18 protein-coding genes are annotated in these 17,888 nt (G+C 48.7%); 3 read left to right on the top strand and 15 right to left on the bottom strand.

All coding sequences use genetic code 11. The features are described from left to right. From L1N85_RS05545 to L1N85_RS05530, 4 genes are all read right to left on the bottom strand, one after another. On the bottom strand, positions 1-741 hold a 741-nt coding region (locus L1N85_RS05545), incomplete at its 3' end, for a GerAB/ArcD/ProY family transporter (protein WP_235235750.1). A 12-nt stretch (positions 742-753) separates the two neighbouring features. Next, positions 754-2,250: a spore germination protein gene (locus L1N85_RS05540; RefSeq protein WP_235235749.1), complete on the bottom strand. Its 1,497-nt coding sequence runs from the start codon at positions 2,248-2,250 to the stop codon at positions 754-756. 139 nt (positions 2,251-2,389) lie between these two features. After that, positions 2,390-2,512, bottom strand: coding sequence for a hypothetical protein (locus tag L1N85_RS27510; protein ID WP_328285154.1), 123 nt, complete (start codon positions 2,510-2,512; stop codon positions 2,390-2,392). 838 nt (positions 2,513-3,350) lie between these two features. Then, on the bottom strand, positions 3,351-3,713 hold the full coding sequence (locus tag L1N85_RS05530; protein WP_235235745.1) for a HesB/IscA family protein: 363 nt from the start codon (positions 3,711-3,713) through the stop codon (positions 3,351-3,353). 242 nt (positions 3,714-3,955) lie between these two features. Here L1N85_RS05530 and mqnE point away from each other — a divergent pair, with 242 nt between their 5' ends. Both mqnE and L1N85_RS05520 read left to right on the top strand, forming a co-directional pair. Next, entirely contained in the window at positions 3,956-5,059 is a 1,104-nt protein-coding gene (gene mqnE, locus L1N85_RS05525) for an aminofutalosine synthase MqnE (RefSeq protein WP_235235743.1), read from the top strand. A 64-nt stretch (positions 5,060-5,123) separates the two neighbouring features. Continuing rightward, entirely contained in the window at positions 5,124-6,191 is a 1,068-nt protein-coding gene (locus tag L1N85_RS05520) for an NAD(P)/FAD-dependent oxidoreductase (protein WP_235235741.1), read from the top strand. A gap of 6 nt (positions 6,192-6,197) precedes the next feature. On the opposite strand, the gene L1N85_RS05515 is transcribed toward L1N85_RS05520, so the two are convergent. Continuing rightward, complete coding sequence (locus L1N85_RS05515; RefSeq protein ID WP_235235739.1) at positions 6,198-6,470, bottom strand: YuzB family protein; 273 nt, start codon at positions 6,468-6,470, stop codon at positions 6,198-6,200. 86 nt (positions 6,471-6,556) lie between these two features. Between L1N85_RS05515 and L1N85_RS05510 the strand changes: the two genes are divergently transcribed. Next, positions 6,557-6,802, top strand: a complete 246-nt coding sequence (locus tag L1N85_RS05510) for a NifU family protein (protein WP_029192207.1) — start codon at positions 6,557-6,559, stop codon at positions 6,800-6,802. Between the two features lie 119 nt (positions 6,803-6,921). Here the strand turns inward: L1N85_RS05510 and L1N85_RS05505 are convergent, their stop codons facing one another. From L1N85_RS05505 to L1N85_RS05460, 10 genes are all read right to left on the bottom strand, one after another. Next, entirely contained in the window at positions 6,922-7,704 is a 783-nt protein-coding gene (locus L1N85_RS05505; RefSeq protein ID WP_235235737.1) for an SDR family oxidoreductase, read from the bottom strand. Between the two features lie 19 nt (positions 7,705-7,723). Then, on the bottom strand, positions 7,724-8,437 hold the full coding sequence (locus L1N85_RS05500; RefSeq protein WP_235235735.1) for a Cthe_2314 family HEPN domain-containing protein: 714 nt from the start codon (positions 8,435-8,437) through the stop codon (positions 7,724-7,726). A gap of 52 nt (positions 8,438-8,489) precedes the next feature. Further along, complete coding sequence (locus L1N85_RS05495) at positions 8,490-10,253, bottom strand: UbiD family decarboxylase (protein ID WP_235235733.1); 1,764 nt, start codon at positions 10,251-10,253, stop codon at positions 8,490-8,492. Beyond that, a complete protein-coding gene (locus L1N85_RS05490; RefSeq protein WP_235235731.1) occupies positions 10,250-11,182 on the bottom strand; it encodes a COX15/CtaA family protein in 933 nt (310 codons plus the stop codon). The genes L1N85_RS05495 and L1N85_RS05490 overlap by 4 nt, the downstream gene beginning before the upstream one ends. 300 nt (positions 11,183-11,482) lie before the next feature. Beyond that, complete coding sequence (locus tag L1N85_RS05485) at positions 11,483-11,824, bottom strand: thioredoxin family protein (protein ID WP_235235728.1); 342 nt, start codon at positions 11,822-11,824, stop codon at positions 11,483-11,485. 56 nt (positions 11,825-11,880) lie between these two features. Then, a complete protein-coding gene (locus tag L1N85_RS05480) occupies positions 11,881-13,563 on the bottom strand; it encodes a copper amine oxidase N-terminal domain-containing protein (RefSeq protein ID WP_235235726.1) in 1,683 nt (560 codons plus the stop codon). Positions 13,564-14,112: 549 nt separating this feature from the next. Then, positions 14,113-15,756 (bottom strand): putative polysaccharide biosynthesis protein, encoded by a 1,644-nt coding sequence (locus L1N85_RS05475; protein WP_235235724.1) that lies wholly within the window; start codon positions 15,754-15,756, stop codon positions 14,113-14,115. A gap of 20 nt (positions 15,757-15,776) precedes the next feature. Next, a complete protein-coding gene (locus L1N85_RS05470) occupies positions 15,777-16,502 on the bottom strand; it encodes a ThuA domain-containing protein (protein ID WP_235235722.1) in 726 nt (241 codons plus the stop codon). A 21-nt stretch (positions 16,503-16,523) separates the two neighbouring features. Further along, positions 16,524-17,006, bottom strand: a complete 483-nt coding sequence (locus L1N85_RS05465; RefSeq protein WP_235235720.1) for a DUF456 domain-containing protein — start codon at positions 17,004-17,006, stop codon at positions 16,524-16,526. A 7-nt stretch (positions 17,007-17,013) separates the two neighbouring features. Beyond that, on the bottom strand, positions 17,014-17,766 hold the full coding sequence (locus L1N85_RS05460; RefSeq protein ID WP_235235713.1) for a Cof-type HAD-IIB family hydrolase: 753 nt from the start codon (positions 17,764-17,766) through the stop codon (positions 17,014-17,016). Between the last annotated feature and the right edge of the window lie 122 nt (positions 17,767-17,888).

Here is a 17,888-nt window from a genome sequence, read left to right as displayed (position 1 = left end):
TAAATCTAATCGCCAAATGCTTGTCGGTGGCGAATGAAAAAAGCCACCGTCATTGGCGGTTCCGAATTCACCGACAATTAAAGTGGCTGATGACACCATTACGGCTCTCATAAACTTTTTGTTGTTTTCTGCATAGGGGAATAGAAGAATGCAAACCTCGTAGCCGAGAAAAGCTGTGAACACGCTCAAGCCGCCTTGGAAAACATTCGTCTCTCCCGAAAATAGGAAGGGCGTCAGTCTAGCCCACTCGAAATCCCTTACGAAAAATAAAAGGAGAAAGACCATCCAATTGACAATCCAAAAAAAGCTGGTCGTCGCTTTTGAAATATTATAGATTCCTTTGATCACTAATAAATAAACTAAAATATCGACTAATAATTTCAAAATCATGGCATGCGTCGTGTTATACGATATGATTTGAAAAATATTTACGTAGTTTTTCGCAACCATACAGCCCAAAATGGACCAAACGACAGCTAAAAAGGTATACAGGGGGTAGAGAAGAACCTTGGGCAGCGACCGCTCGAAAATTTCAAAGATGGATTTGCCTTTCCCGAGTCGGTGTACGAGCGAAATGATCCATATATTCAAGGTTGCGATCAGGGAAAGACCGATCAAGGCAACCCAACCGTTATAACCGAAATTTTCCGCTAATAAGCGCGGAAGACTCATGATAATGACTCCTGTTTGATTCATATAGGTTAATACCGCTACATGGAAAGGATAAAGTTTCTCCTTCACTTTTGTACCACCTTATTGTTTCATTTTGTTTTTTACCATGTTAGGCGATTTCGATTGCGTCGGTCTATCTTTCAGCATCCAAAAGGGCGCTCTAATAAATACATCCCGCCAATCCTTTACTTTATTTGGAGCGATCGGCGTAAGGTAGGAGGTGTTTAAGCTGGTTAAGCCCGACAAATGGATCACGATCATGGCTAATCCGAGCATTAACCCAAAATTGCCTAACAGGCCTGCCAGCAAAATGAGGCCGAAGCGTACCAGCCGGATGGATGCGCTCATCATATAGCTGGGAATGACGAAAGAAGCGATTGCCGAGGAAGCTACGGCAATAATTAGAATATTGCTGGTCAATCCCGCTTGAACCGCTGCTTGCCCGATGACGATACCGCCGACGATACCGATCGTTTGGCCGATTTTGCTGGGCAGTCTTGCTCCGGCCTCCCTTAACAGCTCAATGGTAACTTCGAGCAGCAAAGCTTCATAGATCGGCGGAAAAGGCACTCTGCTCCTGGATTCCGTCAGCGTAAGAAGCAAATCCTCCGGAATCATCTCATAATGGAAAGTCGTGACGGACACATATAAAGCTGTAAAGCTGATCGTCACGATAAAAGCCGCAAATCTTAACAGCCTTGTCGCCGTTCCGAGCGCCCATCTCTGGTAGTAGTCGTCTGGAGACGAGAAAAATTCGAAGAAGGCAGCCGGCGCAGAAATGACCGAGGGGCTTCCATCCACAATGGCGATGATTTTCCCGGCTACGAGCTTGGATACGGCAGAATCCGTTCGTTCCGTTGCCGGAAATTGCGGAAAAATCGAATTCGGATCGTCATCTATGTATTGAACCAGCATGTTGCCGTCATGAATCGCATCGATTTCAATCTTTTTTATTCGGTTCGTAAATTCATTTACATAATCCATATTAGCCAGCCCGTCTATATAAAGGACATAGACATCCGTTTTTGTTACTTCGCCGACCTCAAGTTTCAATACCTTCAGATGCGAGCTTTTTACTCTTCTACGAATTAGCGACAAATTTAATGATGCGGTTTCAACAAAGGAATCATGCGGTCCCGTTATGACAACTTCCGTTTCCGACTGCTGAACGGAGCGCGACTCAGGCTTGTAAACGTTTATGGCATAGCTTTTGTCTTGATAAAATATAGCTACAAATCCATCTAATATCCGTTTTAAAAGCTCCTTTGAATCGGATATCTCAACAAATTGCGAGCGGCCTAATAACAGCGGTATCTCATCTTGATGGACGGTTCCGAATGGAATCGCAATCTCGCGCGTAAATTCTTCGCTTCCCATCAAATGGCCGAAATAAACCATATCCACATGAATTTCGGGCATCATGCGGTGAACAATATCCGTACAATCGGTAAATTGCTCCAAGGTGTGCTGCAAGGAAGGCTTTAGTTTCTGCTCCGGTACGGCTGCATCATCATTATTCGCGTCCGCCGGAACATTCTTTAAGTCCGATAAGCGACTGAAATGTCGAAAAAGGGTCATGGTCCGCCTCGCTTTTTTTCACTAGAATAACTCTTAATGTGGTCAGTATAGGAGAATTTATGCAGAACTGCTAATATGAACTTCCTATTTGCCCAATCCCCGCCAAGCACTCCGGCATACAATACTCTAGGCTATCTTATTAAGGAGTGATTTTGAATGGCATTTTTGCCTCCTCTGGGTCCTCAAGGACCTCAATGGCCCCAATGGCCCCAATGGCCTCAAGGACCTCAGGGACCGCAAGGCTTTCAAGGATTGCAGGCACCGACGTCTCCTCCCCCGCAATTCGTTCCGCAACAGCCTATAACAGCCTTTGCCGTTGATCCGGGAGCGATTTCCGGTTGTTTATTTCGAAACACTTATATTTGGCTTGCGAATGGGCAGAACTTTTGGTTATTTCCCGTATTTGTTGGACGGAATTCCGTTTCGGGGTTTCGCTGGAACGGATGGTTCTGGATGTACAGCGGGGTTGATTTAAGACAAATTAATTCGTTCACATGCTTCTAAAATACGAAAAGGCGGAACAACCACAGGTTGCGCCGCCATTTTATTTATGATTGCTTTTGTTTCTAAATCGCAGCGCCGCGAAACATGCTTCTCATGTCCTCTACAATGAATATCCGATACATAAGAGCTCACCTGCTTCGTAACTTTCTATTAACATAGCAGGAACAACACTTACGATCAAACCGATATGCTGGGCGTCTAGAATCAAGTTGGTCATTTTTTCGTCTGCCAAAAACTGCTTTAACTCCATGGGATGCTTTAACGACTTTATTGGTAAATAAGATTTTGTGCTTAATCAGTTTATAACTTATCGCTTCCAAGCCCCGTTTGGCGCGCTATACTGGATTTATACAGCAACTTCTCGCTTACTAATTACTTATAACTTAGCGACCGGCACATTCGAGCATAGATTCTCAATCCATTTGACATGGATCGCTTACCATTGGAACTTTACGTCTTTCTTTTTTTTGCATAATAAAATACCTCCTAAGAATGTGTTTAATAATCTACACAAGCTTGGAGGTACGTTATGAGTAAACTACAGTAAGCCATCAGACAGATGAATAAATACAATCTCGAAAAGCACTAAATCCTTATTAGCACTCCCCGGCTTCAGCCGGTTTGCCTGCATCCGTCGCCGTACGGAACGACGAGCCGCAACCGCATGTAGCGCTGGCGTTCGGATTTTCGATCGTAAAGCCGCCCCCCATGGCCGACTCCTTAAAGTCGATGACCAGGCCGTTCAAATATTTGATGCTGTCTTCGTCCACAACAACCTTGAGACCCTGCATATCAAGCGCCTTGTCGCCGGCATGCTGCTCATCGTCGAAGCCCATGCCGTATGAGAAACCGCTGCAGCCGCCCTCCTTCACGCCAATGCGAAGAAATAAATCCGGCGTACCTTCCTGCTCGAGCATTTCTTTTATTTTGTCAGATGCAATATCACTGATTGTGATCATACGACATCCCTCCGTTTATCGATCTAATTATGCCAGAAAATTCACTTACTTATCTGTAGTATACTCCAGTTTGTTCACATGCTCAAGAGAAGTGTGCCTAGCCGCTCATTCTTCCCCTAAATCCCGCCCCAATACTTTTCTTATTGCCCCTGCTACGTATGAGGTTTATAATAATTACAGCTTCTTAATCGGAAACGAAAGTTATTTTTTTCACAAACTACTAAGCTCTAGGAGGCTCCGCCATGAACGTCGTTATACCGACAGAAGATTCACAAATGCAGCACATTATTGAAAAAGTGCGTCATGGACAGCGTTTAACGCTGGAGGATGGCGTTTTCTTGTATCAATCGGATGATCTGCTTACAATCGGACAGCTGGCTAATGAAGTCGCGCTCCGCAAAAATGGCAAAAAGGTTTATTTTATCGAAAACATGAGCCTTTATTTCACGAACGTCTGCGAAGCGCATTGCGCATTTTGCAATTTCCGCAAGGATGAGGGCGAGGAAGGTTCCTATACGCTTAGCGGTCAGCAAATGATCGAATACGTCGAGCAGCATTATCATCCGGGCGTTCGCGAATTTCATATCGTGGGCGGCCATAATCCGCATGTTCCATTCCAATACTATGTCGATTCGCTGAAAGCATTGAAGGAGCGCTTCCCTGAAGTGACGCTTAAAGCGTACACCGCTGCGGAAATCGACTTTTTCTCACGCATTAGCGGCCTTACCTACCGCGAAGTATTGCAAGAGCTTATGAACGCCGGACTGCAGTCGCTTACGGGCGGCGGGGCAGAAATTTTATCCGACCATTACCGCAAAAAAATGCGCGTCGACAAAGCCGACGTGATCCAATATTTGCAGGTGCATCGGACGGCGCATGAGCTTGGGCTGCGTACGCATACGACGATGCTTTACGGTTCGATCGAGACGAAGGAAGACCGTATCCGTCACATGTTGCATATCCGCGAGCTGCAGGATGAAACGAACGGCTTCCTGGTGTTCATCCCGCTGTCTATGCAGCCGATTAATCCAAGAGCGGGCATTCGCCGCCGCAACTCCGCCTTCGAGGACCTGAAGACGATAGCGATCAGCCGATTAATGCTCGATAACTTCCAGCATATTAAAGCATACTTTATTAATATCGGCGTACAGCTGACACAAGTAGCTCTGACGATGGGCGCATCCGACGCACACGGCACGATCGTGAAGGAAAAAATCAGCCACGCAGCAGGCGCCCTTACGCCGGAAGGCATTACGCGCGAGGATCTGATTTGGCTGATCAAAGGCGCGGGCCGCATTCCGGTTGAGCGCGATACCTTTTACAATGAAATCAAAGTGCACGAGTGAGTAATCCGCAATGCGGTAGCACATTATAAATGTTATCATCGAGAATCGTGGAGTTGGAAATCCTATGAGAAAATTAATTATTTTGGGCGGCGGCTACGGCGGACTCGCCATTGCGAATGAACTATTAGAGAAGCAATTGCCGTATGACGTGTCGATCGTCCTCATTGACCGCATGCCCTTTCAAGGTCTGAAAACGGAGTATTATGCATTAGCGGCAGGTACGGTGTCTGATTTGGAGCTGCGCGTTAAATTTCCCGTTGATCCAAGAATTTCTCTCGCTTACGGCGAAGTAACGGATGTAGATATGGAGCTAAAGCTAGTCCATTTAGAAGGACAAGACTCCATTGCTTATGACTGGCTCGTCATCGGACTTGGCTGTACCGATAGATATCACGGCATCGAAGGCGCCGAGCAGTACGCAACGAGCATTCAAACCTTCTCTTCGGCTAGAAAAACTTATGCATTATTGAACGATGTGAAGCCGTACGGACAGGTTACCATCGTGGGCGGCGGACTAAGCGGCGTAGAGGTTGCGGCAGAGCTGAGGGAAAGCCGTCCTGACCTTAACATACGCATATTGGATCGCGGACCGAGGGTGCTGTCTGCTTTTCCCGGCAAGCTGCAATCCTTTGTGGCGGATTGGTTTCAGGAACATAACGTGGAGATGCGGGGCCATGTCGGACTGACGAGGCTTGAGGGCGGCATACTGCATGATTGTAATTCGTCTACGCCTATTTATACGGATGTAACCGTATGGACCGCAGGCATTCAGCCCGTCGAGCTCGTGCAGCGCATCGCTTTGCCAAAGGATAACCAAGGCAGATTAATCATTAACGAATACCATCAGCTCCCGGATTACAATGATGTGTTCATCGTTGGCGACTGCGCTTCATTGCCCCTGTCGCCAAGCGGCCAAGCCGCCGGCGCGCAAGGCAAACAAATTGCGGAGGTACTTCAAGCCATCTGGCATGACAAGAACCCTAGGTTGGGCAAAATAAAGCTCAAGGGCGTGCTTGGCTCGCTAGGCAAAAAAAGCGGCTTCGGTATAATGGGCGGAACGCCGATTTTGGGCCGGGTGCCGCGCCTTGTGAAGAGCGGCGTGCTTTGGCGCTCGAAGCGCCATCTCGGCTAGGCGCCTTTATAAATCATCCAGCAGCTTATCGAGCGCATCGCGGTCGGCCTGCTGCTGGTCGATTGCTTTTAAAATGTTAGCATGCAGTTCTTCCGCTGAATTCGCGGATACGATCGCTCCATCGACTAGCGCAAAAGGATTCAGGTAACATTCACCGCAATTGCCAAGACAGCCGTATTCGATAACCTCGTACGCATCATCCTGCTCGAATAGCTTCATTATTTTGTCTGGACCGTGATGCATATTGCCGGCACAAAACTCGATCATTGGTTTTAACATCTTTATTCACCTAACTTTACTCAGTTACTATCCATTTTCAATTGCTTCACTTTGTACTATAATAGGGGAGAAAGGAGATGATTGCAATGAGTGAACAAACACAAGATACCATGTACGATGAAGTGTTGGACGTATTAGATAAGCTTCGTCCGTTTTTGCAGCGCGACGGCGGCGACGTAGAATTGGTTGATGTCGAGGGCGGCATCATCAAGCTTCGCCTAATGGGCGCATGCGGAAGCTGCCCAAGCTCGACGATCACGCTTAAAGCGGGTATCGAACGTGCACTTCTCGAAGAAGTTGAGGGTGTAGTCGAAGTCGTTCAAGTATTCTAGAATATTAGAATGCATAAATCTCATTCTTTACCCTTGAATGACGAAGAGTCTTATCGGTTACTTGGAGAACGTCTCCTTGCAATCCGGTAAGACTCTTTTTTTGGCGGATGCCGTATAGATCAAAACATCCCTTTTATATTAGCGCGTATCGGGTCAAAGCCTCCCGTAACGTCAATGACATTGCCGGTCAGGAAGGTTGATTTCATTTCGCATAGGAACAACACGACGCGCGCAACATCCTCGCCCGCTCCGGGACGGCCGATCGGCGATTCGGAATCATATTCGTTCTCCACCTCGTCGATAGAACGCTCCTTGTTAACGCCGCGAATGTCTCCAGGTCCGATCAGGTTAACCGTAATGCCGTGAGGCGCTTCCTCAACGGCCAATGATTTCGTAAAGGATACGAGCCCGGTCTTGGCGGCAGCGTATACCGCCCGATGTGGCCACGCTCTCGCCTCACCCGCATGACCGAAACCAAAATGAATGATTCGTCCCCATTTGCGCTCGCGCATCCCCGGTAAAAGCCGGTGGTCGAGCAGCATAACGCCTAATAAATTACCATGCAGCAGCCGAATGATCGTAGCTTCGTCATATTCGCTGAATAGACGTCGCTGCCGGACGAATGGCCCGGCGTTATTGACGAGAATATCAACTCCCCTGGCCCAGCGCTCAGCTTCGCCTGCAAGCTTCTCTACTCCCTCAGTCGTCGCGATATCAGCCTGTACGGTAATGGCCTTCACGCCCAACTGCTCGATCTGCCGCTTCACCTGCACAGCCTCAAGCTCGCTCTCGTAATAATTGATGACGATGTTGCAGCCTTGTTCAGCAAGCTGCAATGCCGTTCGTTTACCGAGTCCTTTGGCGCTTCCTGTCACTAATGCCGTTCTGCCCTTGAGCTCCACGAGTCTTCCCCCCTCGAGCTTATGGTTGCTTCTTTCGCATTAAACCGCATGCATATTGGAAAGTGAGCAGCAGCGACTCCATCGCCAGGTACAGGCCCTGCGTCAAATCAGCCGATTGCTCCTCAATATTTTCCAACGGAATCTCCGTTCCATACATGCGGTTGCTTTGAATTAAATCGTCCTGCATCTCGGAATTCATGTAATGAATCTCTGTATTTCTCCGTTTGCGCAGCCTGGTCAGCGGCTCCTTATATTTCTCTTTCAGATCGTTCAGCTTCAAAGCCAGTTCGGGATGAACCTTCTTCTCCCGCATGTAGCGCAAAACGGTGAAATAAGAAAAGTGGGGTTTGATCCGTTCGGTCCGCATGTCAAGAAGCTCATTGAGCAGTGTTCCGAGCTTATCCAGCAAAGAAAATACGCGAATAAAAGCATTTTTATCGAAATAGATATATCGATTATAATGGATCCGCTCCTCCGCTGTCATTTGTTTGACGGAAGCGGACGTTATTTGATGTTGAAATTTCAATGCGGCAAAGTGGCTCTGCTCGAGTTCATCCAACGAAGCCCGCAAGCCGAGCGTCCATATTTCGAATTTACGAAGCTTATACTCGCTGTCGCTGCCCGCTGAAATTTTCTTTGACAGGATCGAAACAAAATGGTCCATTGAACGGAACGTTTCTGCAAGCTTCCCTTTGGCTTCTCTTTGAGGCTCGTCAAACAGAAAACGCAGCATAATTGAACAGTCCCCTTCAATTTATATTGTATTTATATGAACAAAAACATGATTACAGCTTGTATTCGTTCCAGCGCTGATCCACGAGCTTCACGATGTCCTCGCGAGGGAACAGCTCATCCGGATAACCCGGCTTCATTCTCGCATCGATTACGATCGGCAGCTTATAGCCGAAGTGATGGCGCCGAATATCCGATTTCGCATAAATATCGTCAGCCGGGTTGAAGCGCGTGAACACGGTCCATAGAAACGGCGTTTGCGCAGCCGCAATCTCTGCATCGTCCGCCAGAATAACGAGCGGCCAGACTGTCCCCTTATCTGACAGCCGCTCAAGCAGCCGCTCTGCAAGCTTAGGCTCATTTTCATAGGCCGCGCCGGACACGACTAAGCAACCGCGGCAATACGGCCGAGCAGCCGTAATCTCATCAATTGCCCCTTCATCATATACGCTTGGAAGCTCGCGTACCGGTTCGCCTACGCCAAGCATAACGCCTTTGCTGCCATGATTCAGCTTGCCGCCTGTGTAATCAAGCGTATCATGCGACGTGTTATCGAAGATGAACAGATCGGATTCAGGCTTAAACCGCTCAAGCACCGTCTCTAGTAATGAAGGGAAATTGTCAAGCTGTACAGGCTCGTTCGTTACGATAAGGAACTTTGTCAGCGTCAGTTGGCCTTCTCCCAAAATACGGAATGCCGATGTCAGCGCTTCACGCGAATAGCTCTCTCTAACGATTGCTGCGGCAAGCGCATGGAAGCCCGTCTCGGCATAGGTCCACAAATCTTTAACGCCCGGCATCGCCATCGGGAAAGCAGGCGAGAGCAGCTTCTGCAGAAATTCGCCCATATAATAATCCTCTTGACGAGGTTTGCCCACCACGGTAGCGGGATAAATGGCATCCTTGCGATGCCACATATGGCTCACATTAAAAATAGGGAAATCATGCGTAAGCGAGTAATAGCCGTAATGGTCGCCGAATGGCCCCTCCGGACGTCTAATATGTGGAGGAACATGTCCGCTCAGTACAAACTCCGCTTCCGATGGAATACGATGGGAACCATTAGGATCCTGCACGATTGGAAGCTTGCCGCCAATAATAAGCGAGGCAAGCAGCAGCTCCGGCAAATGCTCGGGTACGGGAGCAATCGCTGATGCGATTAAGGCGGGAGGACCGCCAAGAAAAACGGAAACCGGCAGCGCTTCATTCCGCTTCTCTGCTTCATGATAATGAAAGCCGCCGCCTTTATGGATTTGCCAATGCATGCCAGTCGTCGAATCATCGAAAATTTGCATTCTGTACATGCCAAGATTATGCTTCTTACGATGCTCCGGATGCTCCGTATAAACAAGAGGAAGCGTTATGAAAGGTCCTCCATCCTCCTGCCAGCTCGTTATCGCAGGCAAACCTGCAAGCGGCTTGTCCCGTTTGCAGGTCCCAAGAATCGGAGCAATTCCTGGCGGGACCTCTTTCATCCCGATCTTCAGCATGTCCCAAATTAAATTTTTCTCGCCCCAAATCGCTTTCGGCGTCGGCGGCAATACACGGTCCACCGCTCCGATAATTTGCTTCATCAGCGCCTCCGGCCGCGGGCCGAAAGCGAGATCGACTCTGCGGCTCGTGCCGAACAAATTCGTTGCGATCGGGAACGGACATCCCTTCACGTTCGTGAACAGCAATGCCGGACCGCCCGCGTCGATTACCCGACGATGGATTTCAGCCACCTCTAAATTCGGATCGACCGGGGCTTCTATGATTGCCAAATCATTTTCACGTTTAAGCACGTCCAAAAATTCGCGTAAATTGGTGAAACTCACTTTCTTCCACGCCCTTCCCTAAGCCGCCATGAGCGAACTAATAAATCCATTAATAAGCCGAATAAACCGGTAACAATTAAATTATGCAATAAGTTAGTGAACAGAAACAAATCTGTATCCGTTATCGTCAACGTCAGCAGTGCCCCGCTAAACACTTGCGTCACAACAAGACCAAGCGTCCATGCAGCAGATTTGGTAAGTCCAGCACCCCCATGACTAACTTTGCGTATGTGAATGTAAAGGCCCGCAAGGCTTATCGCTAACACCAGCGCAGCAACCCTGTGTATGAATACGGCGCCTGTCGCGCCGCTAATTTCCGGAACGATTTCTCCATTACAGAGCGGCCAGCCCAAACATCCTCCTCCTGATTCGGTATGCCTGATGAAAGCGCCCAGATATACAACGACATAACAATAAATACTTACAGCGAGCACGCGAGGGAAAATCGATCTCGGCACTTTATATACGGCAGGAGGTCCATGCTTCGCACGGAAGGTCCAGATGACCAGTAATAAAGTTGCCGCGAAGGCAATGAGCGATATGCCGAAATGAATCGCCATGATCGGCGGTGATTGAGGCCATTTTACGGCTGCCGCTCCCATTAGAGCTTGAATCACCGTAAATAACAATGCGCCTCCCGCATAGAAGAGGGGCTCCTTGAAGACTGATCGGTCTTTCCTGAATTTAATGATCATCGTTAGAAAAACGGCTAGTACAAGAAGGCCAATAATCCCGCTTACCAGCCGATGTGAATATTCAATCATGGACTCAATCGTATAAGCTGGAATAAATTTACCGTGGCATAACGGCCAATCATCGCCGCAACCGAGACCAGAGTCTGTATTCGTGACCAATGCCCCGCCGAGCAGTACAAGAAGCATTCCGATGCACGCAGCAATCGCTAACGCGCGAAAACGCCCGGTTACCATAATCCAATCACCTAGTTTCAAAATATATAGTATAAAATGATCTTGCCTTTTTAAAAATATAAGAACTTATAAGTTTTACCTTTATACGGTGCTTATATTTCACCGCGAAACGAGCTTTTGCCGCCAAAGGACGGCGTCAGCCGTTTACGCTTGTAACAGTTCAATTATAGCCATAAAAAAGGGCAAAAGCCATGTTGAAAATGTGACACTTCCACGCAAGTTTCCGCATAAAAATGAAAGCCCGCGCTTAGAAGGAAAATACCCTCTGAAGCGCGGACTATCCGTTACGTAAAATTAATTCTAACTTATTGCATCACTGACTTGAATCGCCCGATCTGCAAACTGCTCGATCTCCTCGCGGCTCTTTCGCAGCTTGCTAACGAAGCGAACCAGTTCCTGGTTAGCGCGGAAAGCAATAAAGCTGGGTATGCCGAGTATGTTCAGCTCCGAGCATAAATCCGGAAGATCGTCGCGATCAAGCTCCACGAACGTTACCCGTCCCTCGTATTGCCGTTCCAGCTCCGGCATGAATGGATCAATAAAATGGCAATCCTTGCACCAGGTTGTTTTGAATACAGCAATCGTCAAATGATTACCGGAAATGACTTCGCGAAATGCTGCATCAGTCGTTATTTTTTTCATATCGCACCCCTAAACCGTTCGCTTGATTAAAAATAAAGCAGTTCCTTGCTTACCGCTTATACTTCCCGTTCCAACGTAAATACTTTCTCTTCATCATAAAAAGTTGTCCAGCTAATCTTGGCATATAAGACGCGGGCCAAGTCACGAGCCGGCACATAGGTCACTCCGTCAATCAAAGTTACCGGGAAGGACCATTTTTCGATTTTTCCATTGACAACCGCCGTATCGCTGCCGACTTTCACCGCAACCGTCGAATTTGTCGCTTCGTCAAACAACTCGATGCTTTTTGTTTTCGCATCGTATGTGAGGGACGCGCCCAGCTCATCCGCCGTATCGCGAAGCGGAATGATCGTAATATTAGCGGCCGTAAGAATTGCGGGATTGATATTTTCGTAAGGATACCATACGATTTCTTGCTTGCCGATATGCATTTTGTTCTTCAGTAAATCATAAATAACGGAGCTTTCGTCAAATTGCTTCAAAACCTGGTAGCCTTCCATCAGGAACAATTCCTCTGCGGGAATGGCAGAATCGGATGCGGCTGGAGCAGCGGCCTTCACTTCGCCGTTCACGTTCCAGGATTCGCTTTCCATTTTTAAGGATAAGCCCTTGAACGGCATTGCTCCCATTTCCAGCCCGGAATCCCATTCAGATTCTAATCCGTAACCGGATTCGGAATCGAATTCATAGTCAATTTCAGGCTCTGATGCGGACTCCTCGCTTAGTACGTAAGTCAGCTCATAAACCTGCTTGCGGATATCCAGCTTGCCGTCCACGAATACATCCGCCTTAATAACGAGATCCTTCGTGAACACTTCATCAAGCGTTTCTTGATCCTCTTTCTCCATCCGAACAAGCTCCGCTTGCAACTCCTCAAGGAGGACAGCAAGCTCTTCCGTTGCCTGCTCCAACGTTTCTTCAGGAGTCGGAGCATCAAGTCGTCCGCCATCCTCGAGCGGATTCACGATGCCTGCAGCCTCCAATACCTCAGGGTTGCTCTGTAAGATTTCGAATATACCCTCCAGCATTTCTTCCAAACCTGCGCGGTCTGCCACGAGCGCATCCACGTATTTTTTCACCCATGCCCAAATTTCCGGTCCATCCAAATCAATATGCACGTGCATAAGCGAAGTCGCCGAGCCGTTAATCGGTTCAACTGCAGGCTTCACTGCTATCCGGTCCGGATTAGGCAGGTTGTCAATGACATAGTCACCGACGGTATCAAGCATTTGGCGGCCGAGAGCATTTAACGATTCTTGATCGATCTCTTCGCTTGCCTCGGTCTCTTCTACTGCTGCTGCCATGCCCGTTAATTCCAGCAAGCTTTCGCTTGTCAGATCAAGCACGAATGGCTGCTTGGCGCCTTCAAGCTCCAAAACCGCCAGCGTGTCAGACATTTTTAAAGAAAATGCAATGCTCGTTGCATCACCAAACATCAAGCTGCCGTCAAAAGAAAGATGCTCTGTATCTTGAACCTTCACGTTATTCAGCTGCAGCTTTACACTTGAGAACAACTTTATTAGCGCTTGCTCCTCTTCCGGCATTTCCTCCAACACTGCCTCGTCAAGCAGCAGCTTCAGCTCAATAGCTTGTTTGCCTTCAGTTGACGTTACCTTTAACGCATTCTTTAATACCGTATTGAAGTCTACGTTAGAAACAGCCTGACAGCCTGCGACGAACACGAGCGCGAACGCAAGCAACAGCGCCAGCAGCCTGCTCATGCTTCCGAAATTTTTCATCCAGTCAACATCTCCTTATAAATGAATATAGTAGGCTAAACAGGCACACAAACTCTATTCATTGTACAAGAGACTCTATGGAATGTAAATGTATGGAAGGCACTAGTTTTGTCGAATTTACTAGGGTTCGGATTCATTGCATCTGAGCGATGTTCAAATAAGCGTAACGAGAAAAAGCTTCCATCTATATATGTTGACCTGAGATTGCTAAGTTTTTTCAGGTCCTATTTAGCATGTTGACAAAATAGCTTCGCTCCTGCGAGTTGAATGGCGAATCTAACTGGAAAAGGTCCCGCTAATGTATCTGTTTGCCGACTAGAAGCGATTATACCCGTGAATACCGCCTGATTTTCCCGTTAATTGCTTTATATAGAGCGTCTGAGACTAAATTAACTGGAGTTTTTCCAGTTTGTGCTGCCGTCCTGGCTTTTTAACATAAGGTTATGGCAATTCTCAAAACATCTTCAGTCCAACACTTTATTTTCCTGCAACACCTCATACGCAAAAAAGGGTGCTCCCGCTCTTGGAGCACCCTTATCTTTATTCTTTTTAAACCGCTCGTCTATAAAACGGTTTTAGGAGGAGGTTCAACAGCTTGCGCAGCGGTCCCGGGAAGGAACGAATGTCCTCCGGCGTTACGACTCGAAGCGCCGCAAGCAGGAACACGTACAAACCTCCAACTACGAGCGCTGCTGCCGCCCCTGCGGCCAAATACGATAGCTTATCGTGCCATGCAGCCGTCAATGCGAGAACTCCGTACTCCGCGCCCCAGCCAGCCGCAGCAGGTACCGCGATCGCAATCAAATAGGGAACCCAGCGTTTGCCGAGCACATTCAGCTTCACCTGCTGATTAATCGTCCTTATATTTAACAACGTTATAGCGATAAAGCAAACCGATGAACTAATAATGAGACCATACACGCCCAGCCAAGGCGCAAGTGCCAAACTAAGCAGCACCTTCAGCCCGAATCCGACAATCGTATGCATCATCGGCTGCCTCGGCTTATCGAGTCCGTACAAAATGGAGTTCGACGTCATCATCGTAATTTGGAAAATAGTCCCCGCAGTAAGCAAGGCAACCGTTCCGCTGCCGCTTGGGCTGGTGAACAATAAACCCGTCACCGAATAGGCTGCAACGGTAAGCAAAAGCGCAACAGGCACGCCCGTGAAGCAGACGATTCGCATAACCAGCGATGTCTGGCGCTGCACCTCGTCCATTTTGTTCAAGGAAAAGGCCGATGAAATGACCGGTATGATGGATGCGCCCAGCGCTATCGCTAATATCGGCGGTATGCCGGCAAGCGACATCGCCTTCGTGGAGTAATTGGCCAATATGACAGCAGCTGACTCCTCATTATAGAGGGATTGTGTAAGCCGCATAAATAAAGATAAATCGAAGAAATAGACGAACTGTACGGTCATCGCCGTCACAACGGCCGGAATCGACATGGTGAATATTTCCCGGTAAATAGATCGAAACGGAATAGGTGAGCCAGTCGCCCCGCCAGGCTTCCTGACGGCGTGGCCTGCGCTTCGCTGCTCGGCCAGGTCTTGCCTCTTCAGCTTTCTTGCAAACCACAGCATAACTGCGAATGCGCCGAAGCTGCCGAATACGCTGCCGAATGCGATAGCCGCCGCTCCCCAGTCGTCTCCGTAACCCCAGCCCAGTATGATGAGCGCCAGTCCGATACCGCCTATAATCCGTAATATTTGTTCAATGATTTGAGAAATGCCGCCAGCGGCCATGATTTGCCTGCCCTGAAAATAACCGCGCGTCATCGCGATAACCGGGAAAAGCAGCAGCGCGGGAGCAATGGCCTGCAAGGACAAAACAGCGTAAGGCACCTTTGAGATTTTGGCATAGACCGGTGCCAAAGCGAACATCGCGGTTGCAAGGATCAAACCGGTCACTGCTCCGAACAGCAGGGCGGCCTTGTATATGCGTTTGGCCTCATCATGCCTTCCGAGCGCATAACGCTGTGATATCATTTTGCTTATCGTAATCGGGATGCCTCCCGTGGCGACCGTCAGCAGGAGCAAATACAATTGATTGGCAGCATTGAAGGCTGCTTGTCCATCGGGACCAAGCATATAATCGAGCGGAATACGCTGAAACAGACCGAGAAACCGGGCTGTAAGCGCAGCGGCCGCTAATATTAGCGTGCCTTTAATTAATGAGTCTTTTTTTAGCATGGCGTTTAGCTGAAGTCTCCCTATTCCTTATTTCCGATTGGCTCGAGCGGCTGATGATTGCCGCGAACCGGTGCGGCCGCGCCCGATGGCCCCGCCCAGCGGATGCCGTTCTGAATAACCTGCAGCACCTGCGGATTGTAGTAAGTAGGATATGTTTCGTGCCCCGGACGGAAATAAAAGATTTTCCCTTGGCCGCGGCTGAACGTGCAGCCGCTGCGGAATACTTCCCCTCCCTCGAACCAGCTCACGAAGATCAGCTCATCCGGTGCGGGAATATCAAAGTGCTCGCCGTACATTTCCTCTTGATCGAGCGTAATGTATTCAGGCAGCCCCGCTGCGATCGGATGCGCCGGATTAACGACCCACATGCGTTCCTTCTCGCCAGCCTCGCGCCATTTCAGGTCGCAGCCGGTTCCCATCAGCTTTTTGAAAATTTTCGAGAAATGGCCGGAGTGCAGGACGATTAAGCCCATTCCGTTCCATACGCGCAGCTGGACGCGTTCGACGATCTCGTCGTCAACCTTGTCATGTCCCATATGCCCCCACCAAATGAGCACGTCCGTATTTGCCAGCCGCTCCTCCGTTAATCCGTGCTCAGGCTCTTCTAGCGTTGCCGTCGCTACCTCGATGTCGTCTGCCGCCAATCCTTTCGCCAAGGTCCGGTGAATGCCGTCCGGATAAATCTTTTTAACCTCATCATGAAGCTTATCATGCAAAAACTCATTCCATACTGTCACTTTAATCATTCTGTTGAACTCCCTTTCGATTTAGAATACAAGCCATAATATGAACAGCACAATCATCAGCAATTGAAGAATAAACTTCACCACGACGCTCGTAAACAAACCGACAACCGATCCGAGACCGACCTTGAGCGACCGCTCGAGATTATTGCCGACAATCATCTCACCGATTACCGCACCTGCGAACGGACCGATAATTAGACCTAGTGCCGGTATAACGAAAGGACCGAAGATGAGACCGATCGTACTGCCGATTATCGAGGCCCTTGAGCCTCCGAACCGTTTGACCCCCCATGCGCTCACCGCATAGTCGGCTACGAACAGCACAATAACGATAAGCGTCTGAATGAGCCAGAACCATATGCCAAACTCGCTAAAGGAAAAGAATAGTCCGTATACAAAAAATGCGGCGTAAATGGCCAGAGCACCGGGCAGGATCGGATAAACCGCGCCGGCCATGCCCACCGCGAATAATAAAATAACGAGGATCCAGCCTAGTATGTCCATACGTTCCTCATCCTTTCAAAACGTACCGTTTAATCACTTCCGCAACCCCGTGCTCGTTATTCGTGAACGTTATGAAATCGGCCGCTTCCTTAACCGTATCCTGCGCATTGCCCATAGCCACTCCAAGACCGGCCTCGCGGATCGCGGCAATGTCGTTCAAGCTGTCGCCTACGGCGATCACCTGCGACATCTCGATATCAAGCAAGCCGCATAATTCTTTGAGGGCGCTTGCCTTAGATACGCCGAGCGGGTTCAGCTCCAGATTCCATGGCGACGAATTCGTGATCTCGAGCGCCCCCCAGCTTTGGACTTCAGCCAGCAGCTTCTCCCTTACTTGGTCATCTTCCGTGTGATAACCGAATTTCAACCAGTGATGCGAATTGTAATCGCCTGCCGGACTAATCCATTTCTCTTTGTTGTAAATATCATCCGCCGTATAAGCCCAGAACCAGGCTTCCTCATGCGCAAGCGCAAGCTCGTGCAGCCTTTGAACATAAACGGGGCTCAGATGCGTCCGCTTATGCAGCACATGCGGCCGATGCCAAATCTCGCTTCCGTTCACGGTAATCATTGGCGTCTCCAGCTTTAATTGCTCCGCAAACGGCAGAGCGCTGCGAAAGCCCCGTCCGGTAGAGAAGCTGACGATGACGCCCGCATCCAGCGCCTTTTGTATCCACTCCGCATTTTCCGAGCTTATTTCGGATCGTTCGTTCAGCAATGTGCCGTCCATATCCAGCGCAACTAATTTGTAATCTCCCAATAGAGTGCCTCCTCACGCGTATTACCAACTAGTAAATTATTTTAGCACATTTATGACAGATTCCAAATGTACGGCGGTTACAAAAAAAAGCCGCCAACGTGAAATCGCGAAAGCGTACAAAA

The organism is Paenibacillus alkaliterrae (assembly GCF_021532375.1).
In the GTDB taxonomy this organism is placed as follows: Bacteria; Bacillota; Bacilli; order Paenibacillales; family Paenibacillaceae; genus Pristimantibacillus; species Pristimantibacillus alkaliterrae.
This window is presented reverse-complemented; position numbering and strand designations above follow the sequence as displayed.